This is a genomic window from Rothia sp. HMSC064F07 (assembly GCF_001837265.1).
Lineage (GTDB): Bacteria > Actinomycetota > Actinomycetes > Actinomycetales > Micrococcaceae > Rothia > Rothia mucilaginosa.
In genome coordinates, this window is sequence record NZ_KV831921.1 from 239,579 (window position 1) to 255,650 (window position 16,072).

The window sequence follows — 16,072 nt, forward strand, 5'->3', positions numbered from 1 at the left end:
ATTACGGAATAACACCACTCCCACAACCGTGCCGACACACGTCGAGTACACGAAAAGGCGGGGGAGAGGTGCCGTGGTTTCCTATCGAAGGCCGACTCGTGCGCCGTACGGCCTGCCAAGAAGAAAGAAGGAACCGTGGAAGGTCCCGAAATCAAGTTTGCTGAAGTCGAAATCGACAACGGCATTCACGGTAAGCGCCACGTGCGCTTTGAAACCGGCCGCCTCGCAAAGCAGGCTGCTGGCTCCGTCCTCGTCACCATCGATGACGAGACCACCCTGCTCTCCGCAACCGCAATCGGCAAGTCTCCCCGTGAGGGCTTCGACTTCTTCCCGCTGACCGTGGACGTGGAAGAGCGCATGTACGCAGGCGGCAAGATCCCCGCATCGTACTTCCGCCGCGAAGGCCGCCCCAGCACCGAAGCAATCCTGGCTGCACGCCTGATTGACCGCCCGCTGCGCCCCGCCTTCACCAAGGGCATCCGCAACGAGGTTCAGGTCGTTGTGACCGTCCTGACCTACGAGCCGGACGAAATCTACAACACCTTCGCAATCAACGCTGCATCCGCATCGACCTCCCTGTCCGGTGCGCCGTTCAACGGCCCCATCGGTGGCGTGCGCATGGCACTGATTGACGGCCAGTGGGTCTGCTTCCCCAAGTACTCCCAGTTGGAAAACGCTGTGTTCGACATGGCTGTTGCAGGTCGTATCGTCACCAAGGCTGACGGTACCGAAGACGTCGCCATCATGATGGTTGAGGCAGAAGCAACCGACAACTCCTGGAAGCTCATTAAGGAAGACGGCCAGACCGCTCCCACCGAAGAGATCGTCGCAGAGGGCCTGGAAGCAGCTAAGCCCTTCATCGCAGCACTGTGCAAGGCGCAGGCTGACCTGGTGGCTCGCGCAGGCAAGCCCGCCCTGGAACTGCCCTTCTTCGGCGGCCACGGCGAAGACGTCGACGCAGCAGTTGAAGCATTCGCAGCAGACCGCCTGGCAGAGGTGTACTCCATCGCTGGCAAGCAGGAACGCGAAGCAGCAGCAGCCGAGCTGCAGGAAGAGCTCATGGAAGCTCTCACCGGCGAAGGTAAGGAATTCGAAGAGCGCTCCAACGAGGTCTCCGTAGCATTTGCTGCCCTGACCAAGCACGTGGTTCGCCAGCGCATCCTCACCGAGCAGGTCCGTATCGACGGCCGCGGCCTGACCGACATCCGCCAGCTCACCGCTGAGGTTGAAATCCTGCCCCGCGTTCACGGTTCCGCTCTCTTCGAGCGCGGCGAAACCCAGATCATGGGTATCACCACCCTGAACATGCTCAAGATGGAGCAGCAGCTGGACTCCCTGCACCCGGTCAAGTCCAAGCGCTACATCCACCACTACAACTTCCCGCCGTACTCCACCGGTGAGACCGGCCGCGTGGGTTCGCCCAAGCGCCGCGAAATCGGCCACGGTGCACTCGCAGAACGCGCAATCACCCCGGTGCTGCCCTCCCGCGAAGAGTTCCCCTACGCAATCCGTCAGGTCTCTGAGGCTCTGGGCTCCAACGGCTCGACCTCCATGGGTTCGGTCTGCGCATCGACCCTGTCCCTGCTGAACGCCGGTGTGCCGCTGCGCGCACCCGTTGCAGGTATCGCAATGGGCCTGGTCTCTGACGAGGTTGACGGCGAGACCCGCTACGCAGCCCTGACTGACATCCTCGGCGCGGAAGACGCACTGGGCGATATGGACTTCAAGGTTGCAGGTACCTCCGAGTTCGTGACCGCTATCCAGCTGGACACCAAGCTCGACGGTATCCCCGCATCCGTGCTCGCTGGCGCACTGACCCAGGCACGTGAGGCTCGCCTGCACATCCTCGAGGTGCTCGTTAGCGCGATTGACGCACCGGACGAGATGAGCGAGTTCGCACCGCGCATTATTTCCGTGAAGATCCCGGTTGCCAAGATCGGTGAGGTCATCGGCCCCAAGGGTAAGATGATCAACCAGATCCAGGAAGACACCGGCGCAGACATCTCCATTGAGGACGACGGCACCGTATACATCGGTGCAGCTGACGGTCCCTCCGCCGAGGCTGCCCGTGCGGCAGTGAACGCTATCGCTAACCCGCAGGTTCCCGAGGTGGGCGAACGCTACCTGGGTACCGTGGTGAAGGTGACCGACTTCGGTGCGTTCATCTCCCTGACCCCCGGTAAGGACGGCCTGCTGCACATCTCCGAGATGCGTAAGCTCAACGGCGGCAAGCGCGTTGTTGACGCTGAGGACGTTGTCTCCGTGGGCCAGAAGGTCCAGGTGGAGATCACCAAAATTGATGACCGCGGCAAGCTCTCGCTGGCACCGGTCGTTGAGGGTGGCGACGACGAGTAGTCGTAACCCCCGCTAAGCGATGAGGGGCGTTCGGCGCACCCGGTGCGGTTCACTCCCCGCCGGGTGTGCCGGGCGCCCCTTCGCTGTGCTTGCCCTGCATCTTTTGATGCTCACCCGCCCCACCAACTGTGGGACTGCCTACAGGTAGTGGGGCGGGAATGCTTACCTTCAGACGTACCTGTTGAAAGGTTCTTCTCTCTATGTCTATTTCCCTGCCCGTCGAGCTTGAGGCCATCGCCGAAGAGCTCAACTACGAGCACGGCCGCCTCATCTACGAGGGTGTAGGCGGTAACGAGGTGCGCCGCTCCATCCTGCCCGGAGGCGTACGCGTGATTACCGAAAAAATGCCCGGTACCCGCGGCGTATCCATCGGATTCTGGGTGGGAGTCGGCTCGCGCGACGAAGCCCCCGGCATGCTCGGCTCCACCCACTTCCTGGAGCACCTGCTGTTCAAGGGCACCGGCACCCGCACCGCCCTGGACATCGCATCCTCCTTCGACGCGGTAGGCGGCGAATCCAACGCCCTGACCGCTAAGGAGCACACCTGCTACTACGCGCGCGTGCTCGACGATGACGCGCCCATGGCGGTGGACGTCATCACCGACATGGTTACCAACGCCCTGCTGGATCCGGCTCACCTGGAGCAGGAACGCGGCGTAATCCTCGAAGAGATCGCCATGGACCAGGACGACCCGACCGACGTTGCTTTCGAGAACTTCGTGGAGCAGCTCATGGGTGAGAACCCGCTGGGCCGCCCCATCGGCGGTACCCCGCAGGAGATTACCGAGGTGCCGCGTGACGCCGTGTGGGAGCACTACAAGCGCTACTACACCCCGGACCGCCTGGTCATTTCTGCCGCCGGTTCGCTGGAGCACAGCACCATGGTCCGCCTCGTGCTGGAGGCGCTGACCCGCTACGGCTGGAACCTGCAGGAGGGCGTGGCACCGGCACCGCGTCGCGTACGCACCGACAGCGGCATTGTTCCGCTGAGCGAGCTGCGTGAGGTGGAGAAGGGCTTCGAACAGACCAACATTGTGATGGGCTGCCCGAGCATTATCGCCGGTGACGACCGCCGCTACGCGATGAGCGTGCTGACCAGTGCATTCGGTGCGGGTATGTCCTCGCGCCTGTTCCAGGAGATTCGCGAGAAGCGGGGCCTGGCCTACAGCACGTTCGCGTTCTCCGGCGCGTACTCGGATGCCGGCTACTTCGGCATGTACGCGGGCTGCCTGCCCGCTAAGACCGAGCAGGTGCGCGAGGTCATGGGCTACGAGTTCGATAAGCTCGCCACCGCCGGTATTACCGAGGAGGAGCTGACGAAGGTCCGCGGCCAGCTGGCTGGCTCCACCGTGCTCGGTAGCGAGGATTCGGGCTCGCGCATGTCCCGCCTGGGCCGCGCCGAGCTGGATTCGGGACTGTTCACCAGCACCGATGAGCTGCTGGAGAAGATCCGCGCGGTCTCCCTGGAGGAGGTTCGCGACCTGGCGGCGTACCTGGGGCAGCAGCAGATGATTACCACCATCGTGCGCTAACCCCTGAACATCCCTAACGCACAACGCTGATAAGGCATAAAAACGCCCGTTCCCACACCCCACCAAATCGGGGGAGGGAACGGGCATTTTGTATGTATCGGCACCTATCGAAGAGATGCCTCCAAGTCAAAGAGATGCCTCCAAGAAGTGCTTCCGGGGGCTCTGCCGCCCATACTCTTGACGCTCAGCATGAGCGGCAGCACCCGAAAAGCTACCTTTGAGAGCTACTGCTGAGAGCTACTACTTCTGTGCCTTGGCAATAGCTTCCATCAGCACCTGGGCGTAGAGTTCCTGACCGGCAGCCTCCGGGTGAACGCCGTCAGAGGCCAGCAGACCGCTCTGAGTTTGCAGAGCCTGGCGGATCGCAGAGTTCCAATCCGCAATAATCACGCGATCAGAATGCTGAGCCGCAAACTCACGAATCTTACCGTTCGAGTAGTCAATCCAAGTCAGGTTGCGCGGGCCGTAACCGGTGACCAGCACCAGCTTAGAATCGGCAGGCATAGCCGCCAGAACCTCGTCGAGCTGACCGTCCAGAATGGTCGAGTTAGCGGTCACCGATAGCACGAAGGTCTTACGAATCTGACCGTTGGCACCCATGGATTTAATAATCGGCAGGGCCTTAGCGATGGTGCGTGCTTCCTGCGCGTCAATAGTTGCTTCGGGCATCTTGTCGTACAGCTCGGGGGATACCGCCACCACAATGGAGTCACCCACAATGGTCACCTGCGAAGAGTCAACCGAACCGGTTGCAGCCTTCGATGCCGAGGGGCTTGCCGAAGCCTTCGCGTCCTTACCCGCAGCGCTCGGGCTTGCCGATGCGCTCGCAGCCTGCGCCTCCTGACGAGCCTTCAGGCGTTCAGCGGCGGCACGCTTGCCGTCCTCAACGGACTGCTGCGCGGTAGTCATCGCCGGAGCGGTGTGCACCGCCAGACCGGTCGAAGCAGCCGCCACAACAACGGCAAGAGCCACCGAAACCGGCAGGAACTTAGTGCGTGAAGACTGGAAAGCCGCCACCACGCGATTAGCGCTACCGCGGAAACCGTAGCGGCGAATCGGGGTCTCAACCCAGCGGTACGACATCTCCGCAATGGCGAAGGTCGCCACCAGAACACCCACGTTCACCAGCGGGGAACGGTCCGCACCCAGCAGGTAGTGCATGACCACGGCGAGCGGCCAGTGCCACAGGTACAGGCCATAGGAACGTTCGCCCACCCAGCGCAGGGGAGCGAAGTTCAGCAGGCGGCGCAGCATCTCGGAGGCACCAGCGAGCATATCGGGGAGCATACCCTGAATCACGCCCAGCGCCAGCAGGGAGGCGCCGAACAGACCCCAGGGAATCGCGCCGGGTGCCGACTCGGGAACCAGAATCGCGTAGGGAATCAGCGCGAACAGGGACAACCAGCTAATCATGACGCGGGCGAACGCGACCAGACCGAAGGGCTGGGCTACGCGGTACAGTACGGACTGCTGCAGCGGCGGGTACAGCGACCAGGGGCGCGCGAACGCCAGCAAGGCGCCGAGGAGCAGGCCGTAGAGGTGCGTGTCGGTGCCGTAGTAGACGCGGCTGATGGGCGCGCCGGACATCAGAAGAGCGGTAGCAACGCTCAGTGACGCAATAATGCCCAGCACCATGACCACGCTAAAACGACGCCAGCGGCGGCGCAGCAGCAGGCCAGCAGCAACAATGAGCAGCGGCCACACCACGTAGAACTGTTCTTCCACTGCCAGGGACCAGAAGTTTGTGAAGAGCTCCGGGGAGGTCTGCGCGAAGTAGTCATTACCGGCAAAAATGGAAATCCAGTTGGACGAGAAGGTCGCCGCACCGGCGAGCTGTCGGCCGAGGTTCACCTGAATATCGCCGCCAATGAGCAGGCTGACCGGTCCCATGACCAGAATCAGCAGGGTAATGGCGGGAAGCAATCGGCGGGCACGGCGAATCCAGAAGTTGCCCAGGGCAATTTTGCCGGTGAGAGCACCTTCACGCAGAAGCAGGGAGGTAATCAGGAAACCGGAGATGACGAAGAAAATATCCACGCCGATCATGCCGCCGGGTAGTACGGTGGGCCAGAAATGGTACACCATCACGAGGAGCACAGCGATTGCTCGCAGACCGTCCAGACCCGGCAGAATATAACGCCGGTTAGCCTCATCTGGACGCACGGAGGAGGTAAAGAGGGACTTCATACTGTCAAAGCACTCCGTAGGATGGAAATTATAGAAATACTTCCTAATTATATGGTTGCTAACTTTAGATAGCGTATTAAACGGCTTGTATGACGGTTAGATTACTTCGCTTTTTAGACCGCTGAGGTTCCGCGGGGTATCTCACCCAGCGTGTGCGATGGCGTGCACCGCGCCCACACGGGGGATAATAGAGGCTGTACGTCACAGCGTCTGCCCCATAGTCGGGGTGCACAAAAGCTACGGAGGAGAGAAGATGGCCCACGAGGGCGACGAAAAAATCTGGAAGGTAGCGGTACTCGGTGCCGCAGGCCGCATGGGCTCTGAGGCGGTGCGCGCCGTCAACACCTCCGCAGACATGGACCTGGTGGCGGCACTGGGCCGTGGCGATGACCTGCAGGAGCTGGTCGATGCCGGCGCAGAGATTGTTATTGACCTGACAGTTCCCGAATCCAGCGAGGCGAATGTGCGTTTCGCGGTGGAGCACGGTATGCACGCGGTGGTTGGTACGACCGGTTGGACCCCCGAACGCCTGGACTCCCTGCGCGAGCTGCTGGTAGAGCACCCCGAGGTGGGTGTGCTCATCGCCCCGAACTTCGCGATTGGTTCGATTCTCGCCACCGAGTTCGCGGCGAAGGCGGCACGCTACTTCGAGTCTGTAGAGATTATTGAAATTCACCACCCGAATAAGGTAGATGCCCCCTCCGGTACCGCTGTGCACACCGCCCGCAAGGTGGCTGCCGCCCGCGCGGAGGCTGGTGTGGGTGCAAGCCCGGACGCCACCACCTCCGATCCTTTGGGCTCGCGCGGTGCCGTGGTCGACGATATTCACGTACACGCGGTGCGTCTGCGCGGCATGGTGGCGCATCAGGAGATTCTGCTGGGCGATCCCGGTCAGCAGCTCGTGATTCGTCACGATTCCTTTGACCGTGTCTCCTTCATGCCCGGCGTGCTGTTGGGTGTGCGTGAGGTGGCGGCGCATCCGGGTTTGAGCGTGGGCTTGGACGCCTACATGGATTTGTCCTAGGAGAGAATATTGTCTGAACAGACTTCACCCGACACCTCGCCGGTATCTTCCGAGGCTCGTAGCCCCTGGTGGACTTCGCTACGTTTGTGGACTGTCTGCGCCTGCGTGCTGATGGTGCTGACCGTGCTGATTCTGCCGCTGCCTCTGGCGGCGCGTGCCTCTATCCTGGGCGTGCTGATTTTTAGTGCCGTCTTTGTGACGGTGGATGCCGGCGGCTGGGGTAAGACCTTCGCGGCACTGACTTGCGCGCTGCTGACCCTGTACCTGGTACACATTGCGCAGCAGGGGTTCGTGATGCTCACCTCCGGTTCGGTGGCTGGCATTGTGCTTGGCGCGGGTATGATTTTGCTGCCGATTCTGGGTGCGTGGGCGCTGGTGCGTGAGGTGCTTTTCGGTGCTCGTATTCAGCGTATGGCTCAGGAGTTGGCTGCTTCGGGTGAGCTGGCGGAGGATACCCTGCCGCGCACCCCCTCCGGTCGTGTGGACCGTGAGGCGGCGGCGGTGGAGTTTGAAGGCTTTGCGGCGGCGGTTGAGCAGGACCCCGAGAACTGGAAGGCGTGGTTCAACCTGGCGTGCATGTACGATGCCGGTGGTGAACGCAAGCGTGCCCGTGCGGCGATGCGCAACGCGTGGGCGTTGCGTTCGGGCGGTCAGGCGAAGGGCATGCGTTAGGCTCTGACCCTGCGATCCCTAGTCAATGCCACATTTATTTTCGGTATGAGACTGATAACGCCGAGGCTATGTGCCCGGTTTCATAGGCTCTCGTGGAAGTACCGCGGGTTTGAAAGAGTCCGAATAGTAGAACACGCATGAAAACTTATGCGTTCTAACGGAAAAATCTGCATTTCGGGCGTACTCTAGACATATGTCTGAGAACCTTTCGAACCCCGGTACTTTTGTTGAACCCGTCTTCGGTCGCCTCCTGACCGCAATGGTGACCCCCTTCGCGAAGGACGGCTCCGTTGATGAAAAGCAGGTCGCAGACCTGGCGAACTACCTTGTGGAGAACGGCCACGATGGTCTGGTGGTCTGCGGTACCACCGGTGAATACTCCACCATGACCGATGACGAGAACGAGCGCGTCTTCCAGATTGTGAAGGATACCGTCGGTTCTCGCGCGAAGATTATTGCCGGTGTTGGTTCGAACGATACGGCGCATACTATTGAGCTGGCGCACCGTGCCGAAAAGATTGGTGTGGACGGCCTGCTGGTTGTGACCCCCTATTACAACAAGCCGACTCAGCCGGGTGTCTACGCCCATTTTGCGACCGTTGCGCAGGCAACTGAGACCCCCGTCATGCTTTACGATATTCCGGGTCGTGCGGGCATCCCCATCGCACCCGAAACCTACCGTCGTCTTGCAGAAATTGATAGTATTGTAGCGGTGAAAGACGCCAAGGCAGACTTCGGTGCCGCAACCGAAGTCATGGCAACCACCGACCTGCACTACTACAGCGGCGACGACGGACTGACCCTTCCCTGGATGGCAATGGGCGCCGTCGGCCTCGTTTCGGTGACCGCACACGTGGCACCCGCACTCTTCCGTGCCCTGATTGATGCTGTCGTTGCACAGGACCTGGTGGAGGCTCAGCGTCTTCACCTGGAACTGACTCCGATTGTCCGAGCAACCATGGGCCGTGCCCCCGGTTGCGTTGCCGCCAAGGAAATTCTTTCCTGGCAGGGTGTGCTGGATCAGCCCGTCGTTCGCCTGCCGCACGTACTCTCCGAGCCGGAGGTTGCCCAGGCTATGCGAGCTGACCTGCTCTCCTCGAGCATCGCTCACACCCTGAAGAACGCCTAAACTTTAACGCAGAACCTGCACAACTTATCGTGCAGAGCGCGTATATATAGAGGACTTCGGCTACCGTTACACCCCGACTTCGGGGCGCATGATGTAGCCAACGGATGCGGACTCCACACCTAACACTAGGTGAGGGGTCCGCTCTGGCGTATTGCCGCGGTTTACCGTCGATGATTCGACCACCCACTCAGACAGGGGCCCAGCTTAGGTAGAGGCACCCGAGCACTACGCCCCCCCCAATACTTTTGAATACTTTCGGTGATTTGGACGCACCGGCAGCACCCCACCTCCTCGGCATGTGAGAGCCGAACCGGCTGGAGTGCTTGCGGTACGAAGCGTCGCCTACGAATCACAGACATCACAAGAAAACATAGAAGAAAGAGGAGACACACGATGAGCGTCTTTGAAGCGAATCTTCCCCTCCCGCCCCGCCTGAAGAAGGACACCCTGCGCGTGGTGCCCCTGGGCGGCCTGGGCGAAGTCGGTCGTAACATGACCGTGTACGAAATCAACGGCAAGCTGCTGATTGTTGACTGCGGCGTGCTCTTCCCCGAAGAGTCCCAGCCCGGCGTGGACCTGATCCTGCCCGACTTCAGCTACATTGTCGAGCGTCTGGACGACGTGGTTGCCATGGTGCTGACCCACGGCCACGAGGACCACATCGGCGCTGTTCCCTACCTGCTGCGCCGCCGCCCCGACATCCCCCTGGTCGGTTCCGAACTGACCCTGGCACTGGTTGAGGCGAAGCTCGCCGAGCACCGCATCAAGCCCTACACCCTCGCGGTGAAGGAGCACCAGGTGGAGCGTTTTGGTCCGTTCGAGTGCGAGTTCGTTGCTGTGAACCACTCGATTCCGGATGCGCTGGCTGTCTACATCCGCACCAAGGCGGGTAAGGTTCTGCACACCGGTGACTTCAAGATGGACCAGCTGCCGCTGGATGGCCGCATCACCGACCTGCGCCACTTTGCTCGCCTGGGCGAGGAGGGCGTGGACCTGTTCCTGCCGGACTCCACCAACGCTGAGGTTCCCGGCTTCACCCCGACCGAGAAGCACATCGGTCCGGTGCTGTCGAACGTTTTCCGTGACGCAAGCGGCCGCATCATTGTGGCGTCCTTCTCCTCGCACGTTCACCGCGTGCAGCAGGTGCTGGACGCAGCCGCTGAGCGTGGCCGCAAGGTCGTGCTCGTGGGCCGCTCCATGGTGCGTAACATGACCATTGCCGAGAAGCTGGGCTACCTGAAGGTCCCCGCTAACGTGCTGGTGGACCTGAAGAAGGTTGACGACTACCGCCCCGACCAGATCGTGATGATGTGCACCGGTTCGCAGGGTGAGCCGATGGCGGCACTGTCGCGCATGGCGAACGGTGACCACAAGATTCAGATTGAGCCCGGCGACACCGTGGTGCTCGCCTCCTCGCTGATTCCCGGTAACGAGACCAGCGTCTTCCGCATCATTAACGCCCTCATGAAGCTGGGCGCTAACGTGGTGCACAAGGGCAACGCGAAGGTTCACGTTTCCGGTCACGCTGCCGCGGGTGAGCTGCTGTACTGCTACAACATTCTCAAGCCGAAGAACGTTATGCCGGTTCACGGCGAGGTTCGCCACCTGATCGCTAGCGGTGACCTGGCGATGGAGACCGGCGTTCCGAAGAAGAACGTGCTGCTCTGCGAGTCCGGCACCGTCGTGGATCTGCGCGATGGCGTGGCGTCCGTGGTGGGCGAGGTTCCCTGCGAGTACCTGTACGTTGACGGCCGCTCCGTCGGTGAGGTCACCGAGAGCGACCTGAAGGACCGCCGCATCCTGGGCGAAGAGGGCTTCGTGTCCATCGTGACCGTCGTGGACCGCGCAACCAAGCGCGTGGTGACCGGCCCGGATATTCACGCTCGCGGTATCGCGGAGGACGACGCGGTATTCGACGAGATTGTTCCGAAGATTACCGCCGCCCTGGAGGATGCTCTGCACCGCGCACCCGAGAAGGTGCACACCGTGCAGCAGCTGCAGCAGATTGTGCGCCGCACCATCGGTGCCTGGATTTCTCGCCGTCTGCGCCGCAAGCCCATGATTGTTCCCGTGGTTGTTGAGAACACCTCGAAGGCTGCGAAGAACTAATACTCTGCGCGAGGCTAGTCGCCTGTCATAGCGAAAAGGCGGGGTCGATCCGTTGTGTCGGCCCCGCCTGCTGTGTATCTGCCGAACGTCTGCGCGAAAGCTGGGCGAAAGCTGCGCGAATGCGAACGCGGTAGGGGAGAAGCGCCTCATCAGCGCCCTATCAATGCCCTCACAGACACAGGGCGGGGCACACTTTTTAGCTCACTGATAACGAAAGAATCGGTACATTAACGGGAAGGTTGATACCCTAAAAGGTATGGCTCCACGGACCACGAAGGGTCGTAACACGACCTCTACTAAAGCAAACACTAAGAAGACCACCCGCAAGCGCACCACCTCCCGAGGCGGTGCCCAGCGCGGTGCCAACGCGGCGAACCCTGTAGCGGGCGCTATCTCCTCCGTCTGGCTGAGCATCGCTCACGCTATCGGTGGGCTCTTCCGCTCCATTGGCGCGATGCGCACCGACCTTGCGTCCGAAGACCGCCGTGACGGCGGCGCGCTCACCATCCTGCTGTTCGGCCTGATTAGCGCCGGGGTGGAGTGGTACAACTGGCGTGCCCACACCTCCCTCGGTTTGTTGCGTGCGCCCCTGGACGCCTGGCACACCATGCTGGGCGGTATTTTCGGTCAGGGCGCCCTGCTAGTCCCGGTGCTCTGCCTCATTATGGCGTGGTGTGTTTTCCGTGGGCCCGACCTGATTAAACGTAATAACCGCGTGGCGTTGGGCTCCTTCATCATCCTGGTGGCGACCTCCCTGTTCTTTGCTCGCCATGCGGGTCACCCGACGTTCGCGGATGGTTTTGACGCCGTCTGGGCTGGTGGTGGCGTGGCTGGCGTGCTGCTGGGCACCCCCATCGTGCGGGTGAGCGGCCATATTGCGTTCGTTGAGATTCTGATTCACCTGCTACTGGGTATTGCCGGTCTGATGGTTCTGACGAACACCCCGATTCGTCAGGTGGTGCCGCGTACTTTGCACCTGGTCGGTCTGGCTCTGGGGGAGAAGCCGAACGGCACGACTCGAACCTCCGCGAAGGATAGCCCTTCGGATGCGACTCAGACCGTGGACCTGAACGCTGAGGAGCATGACCGCAGCTACCTGTACGAGGATGAGAAGCCGGCACGTACGGCTCAGAAGTCTGGTGGCCTGTTCGCTCGTCTGCGCGGCTGGTTGGGTATTGCTCCCGCTGCGTCGACCGATTCTTCCCTGGATGAGTACGCCGGTGATGAAGCATTCGTGAGCGCCGTGGTGGATGAGACCCACCCGGAGACCACGCAGATGCCGGTACAGCCGGAGGACTCTGCACAGGATTCTGCGCAGGGATCCGCTCAGCAGACGCGCCCGGCGGCTAAGCCGAACCGCCTGTCCCGCCTGCCCGGTCGCCTTAACCAGGCGCCGGCCGCGCAGGGTGCTGCTGCTCAGGGTAGTGCTTATTCGAGCAGCCCGGACCTCTTCGACGTTGAGGCGTCGGATGCACCCGCCGCCCGCCTGGACCAGGTGCAGCGCGCCGCCGTGGCGAACGGCCGCGTGAACCGCATCCCGGGTGAAGAGCCCCTCTTTGACGTTGAGGCGTACGACGGCTTCGGCGCCGCTGAGGAAGCTGCACCGCAGACCAAGCCTCACCAGGTGGTGAACTCTGCGCAGTCTGCCGCACCCGCGGCTCAGCCTCCGATTCCGACCCGCATGCACTCGCCCGGTGCTCACCCGAAGAACGCGGCTCCCGCGGCTTCGCGAGTGCCCGAGGCTGGCGTATCCCGCCCGCTACAGAACAATACTCAGGTGGCGACCACCGAGCAGGCGCGCGGCGAGCAGGTTGTGCAATCCTCCCGTGGCGCGTACGTGCTGCCCTCTGAGGAGATGCTGGTTTCTGGCCCGCCCGCTAAGGAATCCTCCGAGGTCAACGAGCACGTGGTTGAGGCTCTGACGAACGTGCTGGAGCAGTTCAAGGTGGATGCGCAGGTCACCGGCTTCTCGCGCGGCCCGACCGTGACCCGCTACGAGATTGAGCTGGGCCCCGCCACGAAGGTGGAGCGTGTGACCGCGCTGAGCAAGAACATTGCGTACGCTGTGGCAAGCCCGGACGTTCGTATTCTGTCCCCGATTCCGGGTAAGTCCGCGATCGGTATTGAGATTCCGAATACGGACCGTGAGACCGTTGCCCTGGGTGACGTGCTGCGTTCCCCGCAGGCTCACGCAAACCAGCACCCGATGGTCATGGGTGTGGGTAAGGACGTTGAGGGCGGCTTCGTGCTGGCGAACCTCGCGAAGATGCCGCATATGCTGGTCGCGGGTGCGACCGGTGCCGGTAAGTCTTCGTTCGTGAACTCGATGATCACCTCGATTCTGATGCGTGCAACTCCCGACCAGGTGCGCCTGGTGATGGTTGACCCGAAGCGTGTGGAGCTGACCGCCTATGAGGGTATTCCGCACCTGATTACGCCCATCATTACGAACCCGAAGAAGGCCGCTGAGGCCCTGCAGTGGGTAGTTCGTGAGATGGACGCCCGCTACGATGACCTCGCCCACTACGGCTACAAGCACGTGGACGACTTCAACAAGGCGGTGCGTGAGGGTAAGATTCAGCCCGATCCCGGTAGCAAGCGCACGGTGCACGAGTACCCGTACCTGCTGGTGATTGTTGACGAGCTTGCCGACCTGATGATGGTCGCCCCGCGTGACGTGGAAGAGGCGATTGTTCGTATTACCCAGCTGGCACGTGCGGCGGGTATTCACCTGGTGCTGGCAACCCAGCGTCCTTCGGTGGATGTGGTGACCGGTCTGATTAAGGCGAACGTTCCGTCTCGTATGGCGTTTGCGACCTCCTCGGTCACTGATTCTCGCGTGGTGCTGGATCAGCCCGGCGCTGAGAAGCTGATTGGTCAGGGTGATGCGCTCTTCCTGCCGATGGGTGCTTCGAAGCCGATGCGTGTTCAGGGTGCGTGGGTGTCTGAGTCTGAGATTCACGCCGTGGTTGAGCACGTGAAGAAGCAGGCGCCGACCATCTACCGTGAGGACGTGATGGTCTCTGCCGCGAAGAAGCAGATTGATGAGGAAATCGGCGATGACCTCGACGATTTGCTGCAGGCGGCGGAGATTGTGATTACGACCCAGTTCGGTTCGACCTCGATGCTGCAGCGTAAGCTGCGCATGGGCTTCGCGAAGGCTGGCCGCATCATGGACCTGCTGGAGTCGCAGGGTGTGGTGGGCCCCTCGGAGGGCTCGAAGGCACGTGAGGTACTCATCCGCCCGGATGACCTGCAGGCGACCCTGGCTCGTATTCGCGGTGAGGAGCCTCCGGCTGTCGACCCGTACGCGAACGCGGTGGACCCGGGCGAGCCGGTCACCGACTATTTCGATGAGCCCGATGATGAGGGCTCGGAGGACGCCTGGCAGCTGACCGGCCGCTAGCCTTTCAGCGCCCTATCCATTCGGCTGAGTCCACTCGGCTGAGTGAGTGCGCGACATACACCCCGTATCGTCCCTGTGATGTCTGCTACGGCACACGTATAATGGACGGTACGGGGTGTTTGCGTATCCCCGATACGTTTAGGTGTCGGTGCGTACGCGGTCTCTCACCGTCGAAAGCCATCTACCCGTAAGGAGCCGTTATGAGTGAAGCTCGCAATTCCGCATCCGCCGGTGCGGTCAGCACAGCGAAGCCTTCGAACTGGAACGTGCCGAATGTGTTGACGGTTCTGCGTATTATTGCGGTTCCTTTCTTTATCGTTGCCCTGGTTGCGGGCGGTACTTTTGGTGCCGCTGATCCGACGCACCGCTGGCTCGCGTGGATTATTTTCATTCTTGCCATGCTCACGGACTGGGCGGACGGCTACCTGGCACGCTCGCGTAACCTGATTACGAGCTTCGGTAAGATTGCTGACCCGATTGCCGATAAGTTCCTCACCGGCGCGGCGTTTATTGTGCTGTCGGCGCTGGGTGAGCTGTGGTGGTGGGTCACGATTGTGATTCTGCTGCGTGAGTGGGGCATTACGATCATGCGCCTGTTCGTCATTAAGTACGGTGTGATGGCTGCTAGTAAGGGCGGCAAGATTAAGACTGTGCTGCAGACGGTTGCGCTGGTGCTGATGCTTCTGCCGCTGGGCCAGCTGGGTCTTGGCTGGCTGATTCCCGGTTGGGTTCTGATGGGCGCGGTTACCGCGATTACCGTGTGGACCGGCCTGGTGTATGTGCGTGATGCGTATATTTTGCGTCGTAACTGGTTGCAGGCTCAGGCCTCCCAGGGCGGCGGTCATTAGAGGCGAGGGGAGTGGCGTGTGCTACTCCCCTTCGCTGTACCTGCGGCGCGTTGTGTGCCGCGTGAGGTTTTGAGCGGCGGTTCGCCGCTGAAAGGAGAGAATAATGGTTGTTCCCCTCATACTTGAAGATGCTCTGTCCCTTGAGCTTTCCTCCGCTGAGGTTTTCTCCGGCACCCCGGAGGCGGCGGCGCTGTTGCTACGTGATGCGGTGCAATTGCGCGCCTCCCAGGAGGGCCCGGTGCAGGTGGCGACGGCTGAGTCGCTGACCGGCGGGGATGTTGGCGGCGCGATTTGTACGGTGCCGGGCGCATCCGCGTATTACCGTGGCGGCGTGATTTCGTACGCCTACGAGGTGAAGTCTCAGGTGCTGGGTGTGGACGCTCAGCTACTGGCGCGTGAGGGTGCGGTGCATCCTGCGGTGGCGGTGCAGATGGCGGTCGGTGCGGCGCGTGTGTGCGGTGCCGATTATGCGGTGTCGACCACGGGTGTTGCCGGTCCTGATCCTGCGGATGGTCAGCCGGTGGGTACGGTCTATATCGGTGTGTGTTCCCCTGGCGGTTCTGAGGTGTTTGAGCGCCACTATTCGGGGGATCGGGCGCAGATTCGTGCGGCGGCGAGCGCGGATGCGATTGCTTTGCTGGCGCGTGCGGTGCGCGGCGGTGCCGGTGGGGTTCTCAAGAACGAGCTGGCGTAGCGTACTGTGCTGGACTGGGTAGGGCTGTGCGGCGCCTACCTGAGAAAAATTTACGGTTCAAATATATTCACAGGGTTCTTTCAGCTCCACAGGAATAAAGGCATAGGTTCGCCTGT

At 61.6% G+C, this 16,072-nt stretch carries 10 protein-coding genes; 9 read left to right on the top strand and 1 reads right to left on the bottom strand.

The features are described 5' to 3' along the window. The first annotated feature begins 135 nt into the window (after positions 1-135). Together HMPREF2712_RS01655 and HMPREF2712_RS01660 are read left to right on the top strand one after the other, a co-directional pair. Positions 136-2,355 carry a polyribonucleotide nucleotidyltransferase gene (locus HMPREF2712_RS01655; protein ID WP_005507901.1) on the top strand — a complete coding sequence of 740 codons (2,220 nt, stop codon included), beginning with the start codon at positions 136-138 and terminating at the stop codon, positions 2,353-2,355. A 200-nt stretch (positions 2,356-2,555) separates the two neighbouring features. Then, positions 2,556-3,887 (top strand): M16 family metallopeptidase, encoded by a 1,332-nt coding sequence (locus tag HMPREF2712_RS01660; RefSeq protein WP_005507100.1) that lies wholly within the window; start codon positions 2,556-2,558, stop codon positions 3,885-3,887. A 240-nt stretch (positions 3,888-4,127) separates the two neighbouring features. Here the strand turns inward: HMPREF2712_RS01660 and HMPREF2712_RS01665 are convergent, their stop codons facing one another. Then, positions 4,128-6,074 carry an acyltransferase family protein gene (locus tag HMPREF2712_RS01665; protein WP_070819095.1) on the bottom strand — a complete coding sequence of 649 codons (1,947 nt, stop codon included), beginning with the start codon at positions 6,072-6,074 and terminating at the stop codon, positions 4,128-4,130. 253 nt (positions 6,075-6,327) lie between these two features. On the opposite strand from HMPREF2712_RS01665, the gene dapB reads away from it, so the two are divergent. The 7 genes from dapB to HMPREF2712_RS01700 all read left to right on the top strand — a co-directional run bounded on the left by dapB (position 6,328) and on the right by HMPREF2712_RS01700 (position 15,956). Beyond that, a complete protein-coding gene (dapB, locus tag HMPREF2712_RS01670) occupies positions 6,328-7,098 on the top strand; it encodes a 4-hydroxy-tetrahydrodipicolinate reductase (protein WP_070507712.1) in 771 nt (256 codons plus the stop codon). Positions 7,099-7,107: 9 nt separating this feature from the next. Further along, on the top strand, positions 7,108-7,770 hold the full coding sequence (locus HMPREF2712_RS01675; protein ID WP_049348889.1) for a tetratricopeptide repeat protein: 663 nt from the start codon (positions 7,108-7,110) through the stop codon (positions 7,768-7,770). A 193-nt stretch (positions 7,771-7,963) separates the two neighbouring features. Then, positions 7,964-8,899 (top strand): 4-hydroxy-tetrahydrodipicolinate synthase, encoded by a 936-nt coding sequence (gene dapA, locus HMPREF2712_RS01680; RefSeq protein WP_070819096.1) that lies wholly within the window; start codon positions 7,964-7,966, stop codon positions 8,897-8,899. 393 nt (positions 8,900-9,292) lie between these two features. After that, positions 9,293-11,008, top strand: a complete 1,716-nt coding sequence (locus HMPREF2712_RS01685; RefSeq protein WP_070819097.1) for a ribonuclease J — start codon at positions 9,293-9,295, stop codon at positions 11,006-11,008. A gap of 256 nt (positions 11,009-11,264) precedes the next feature. After that, positions 11,265-14,414, top strand: a complete 3,150-nt coding sequence (locus tag HMPREF2712_RS01690) for an FtsK/SpoIIIE family DNA translocase (protein WP_070819098.1) — start codon at positions 11,265-11,267, stop codon at positions 14,412-14,414. A 200-nt stretch (positions 14,415-14,614) separates the two neighbouring features. Further along, the gene (gene pgsA / locus HMPREF2712_RS01695; RefSeq protein WP_012903912.1) at positions 14,615-15,262 is read left to right on the top strand and encodes a CDP-diacylglycerol--glycerol-3-phosphate 3-phosphatidyltransferase; all 648 of its coding nucleotides are present in this window, start codon (positions 14,615-14,617) and stop codon (positions 15,260-15,262) included. Positions 15,263-15,365: 103 nt separating this feature from the next. Next, on the top strand, positions 15,366-15,956 hold the full coding sequence (locus HMPREF2712_RS01700; RefSeq protein WP_070819099.1) for a CinA family protein: 591 nt from the start codon (positions 15,366-15,368) through the stop codon (positions 15,954-15,956). The last annotated feature ends 116 nt before the right edge of the window (positions 15,957-16,072 follow it).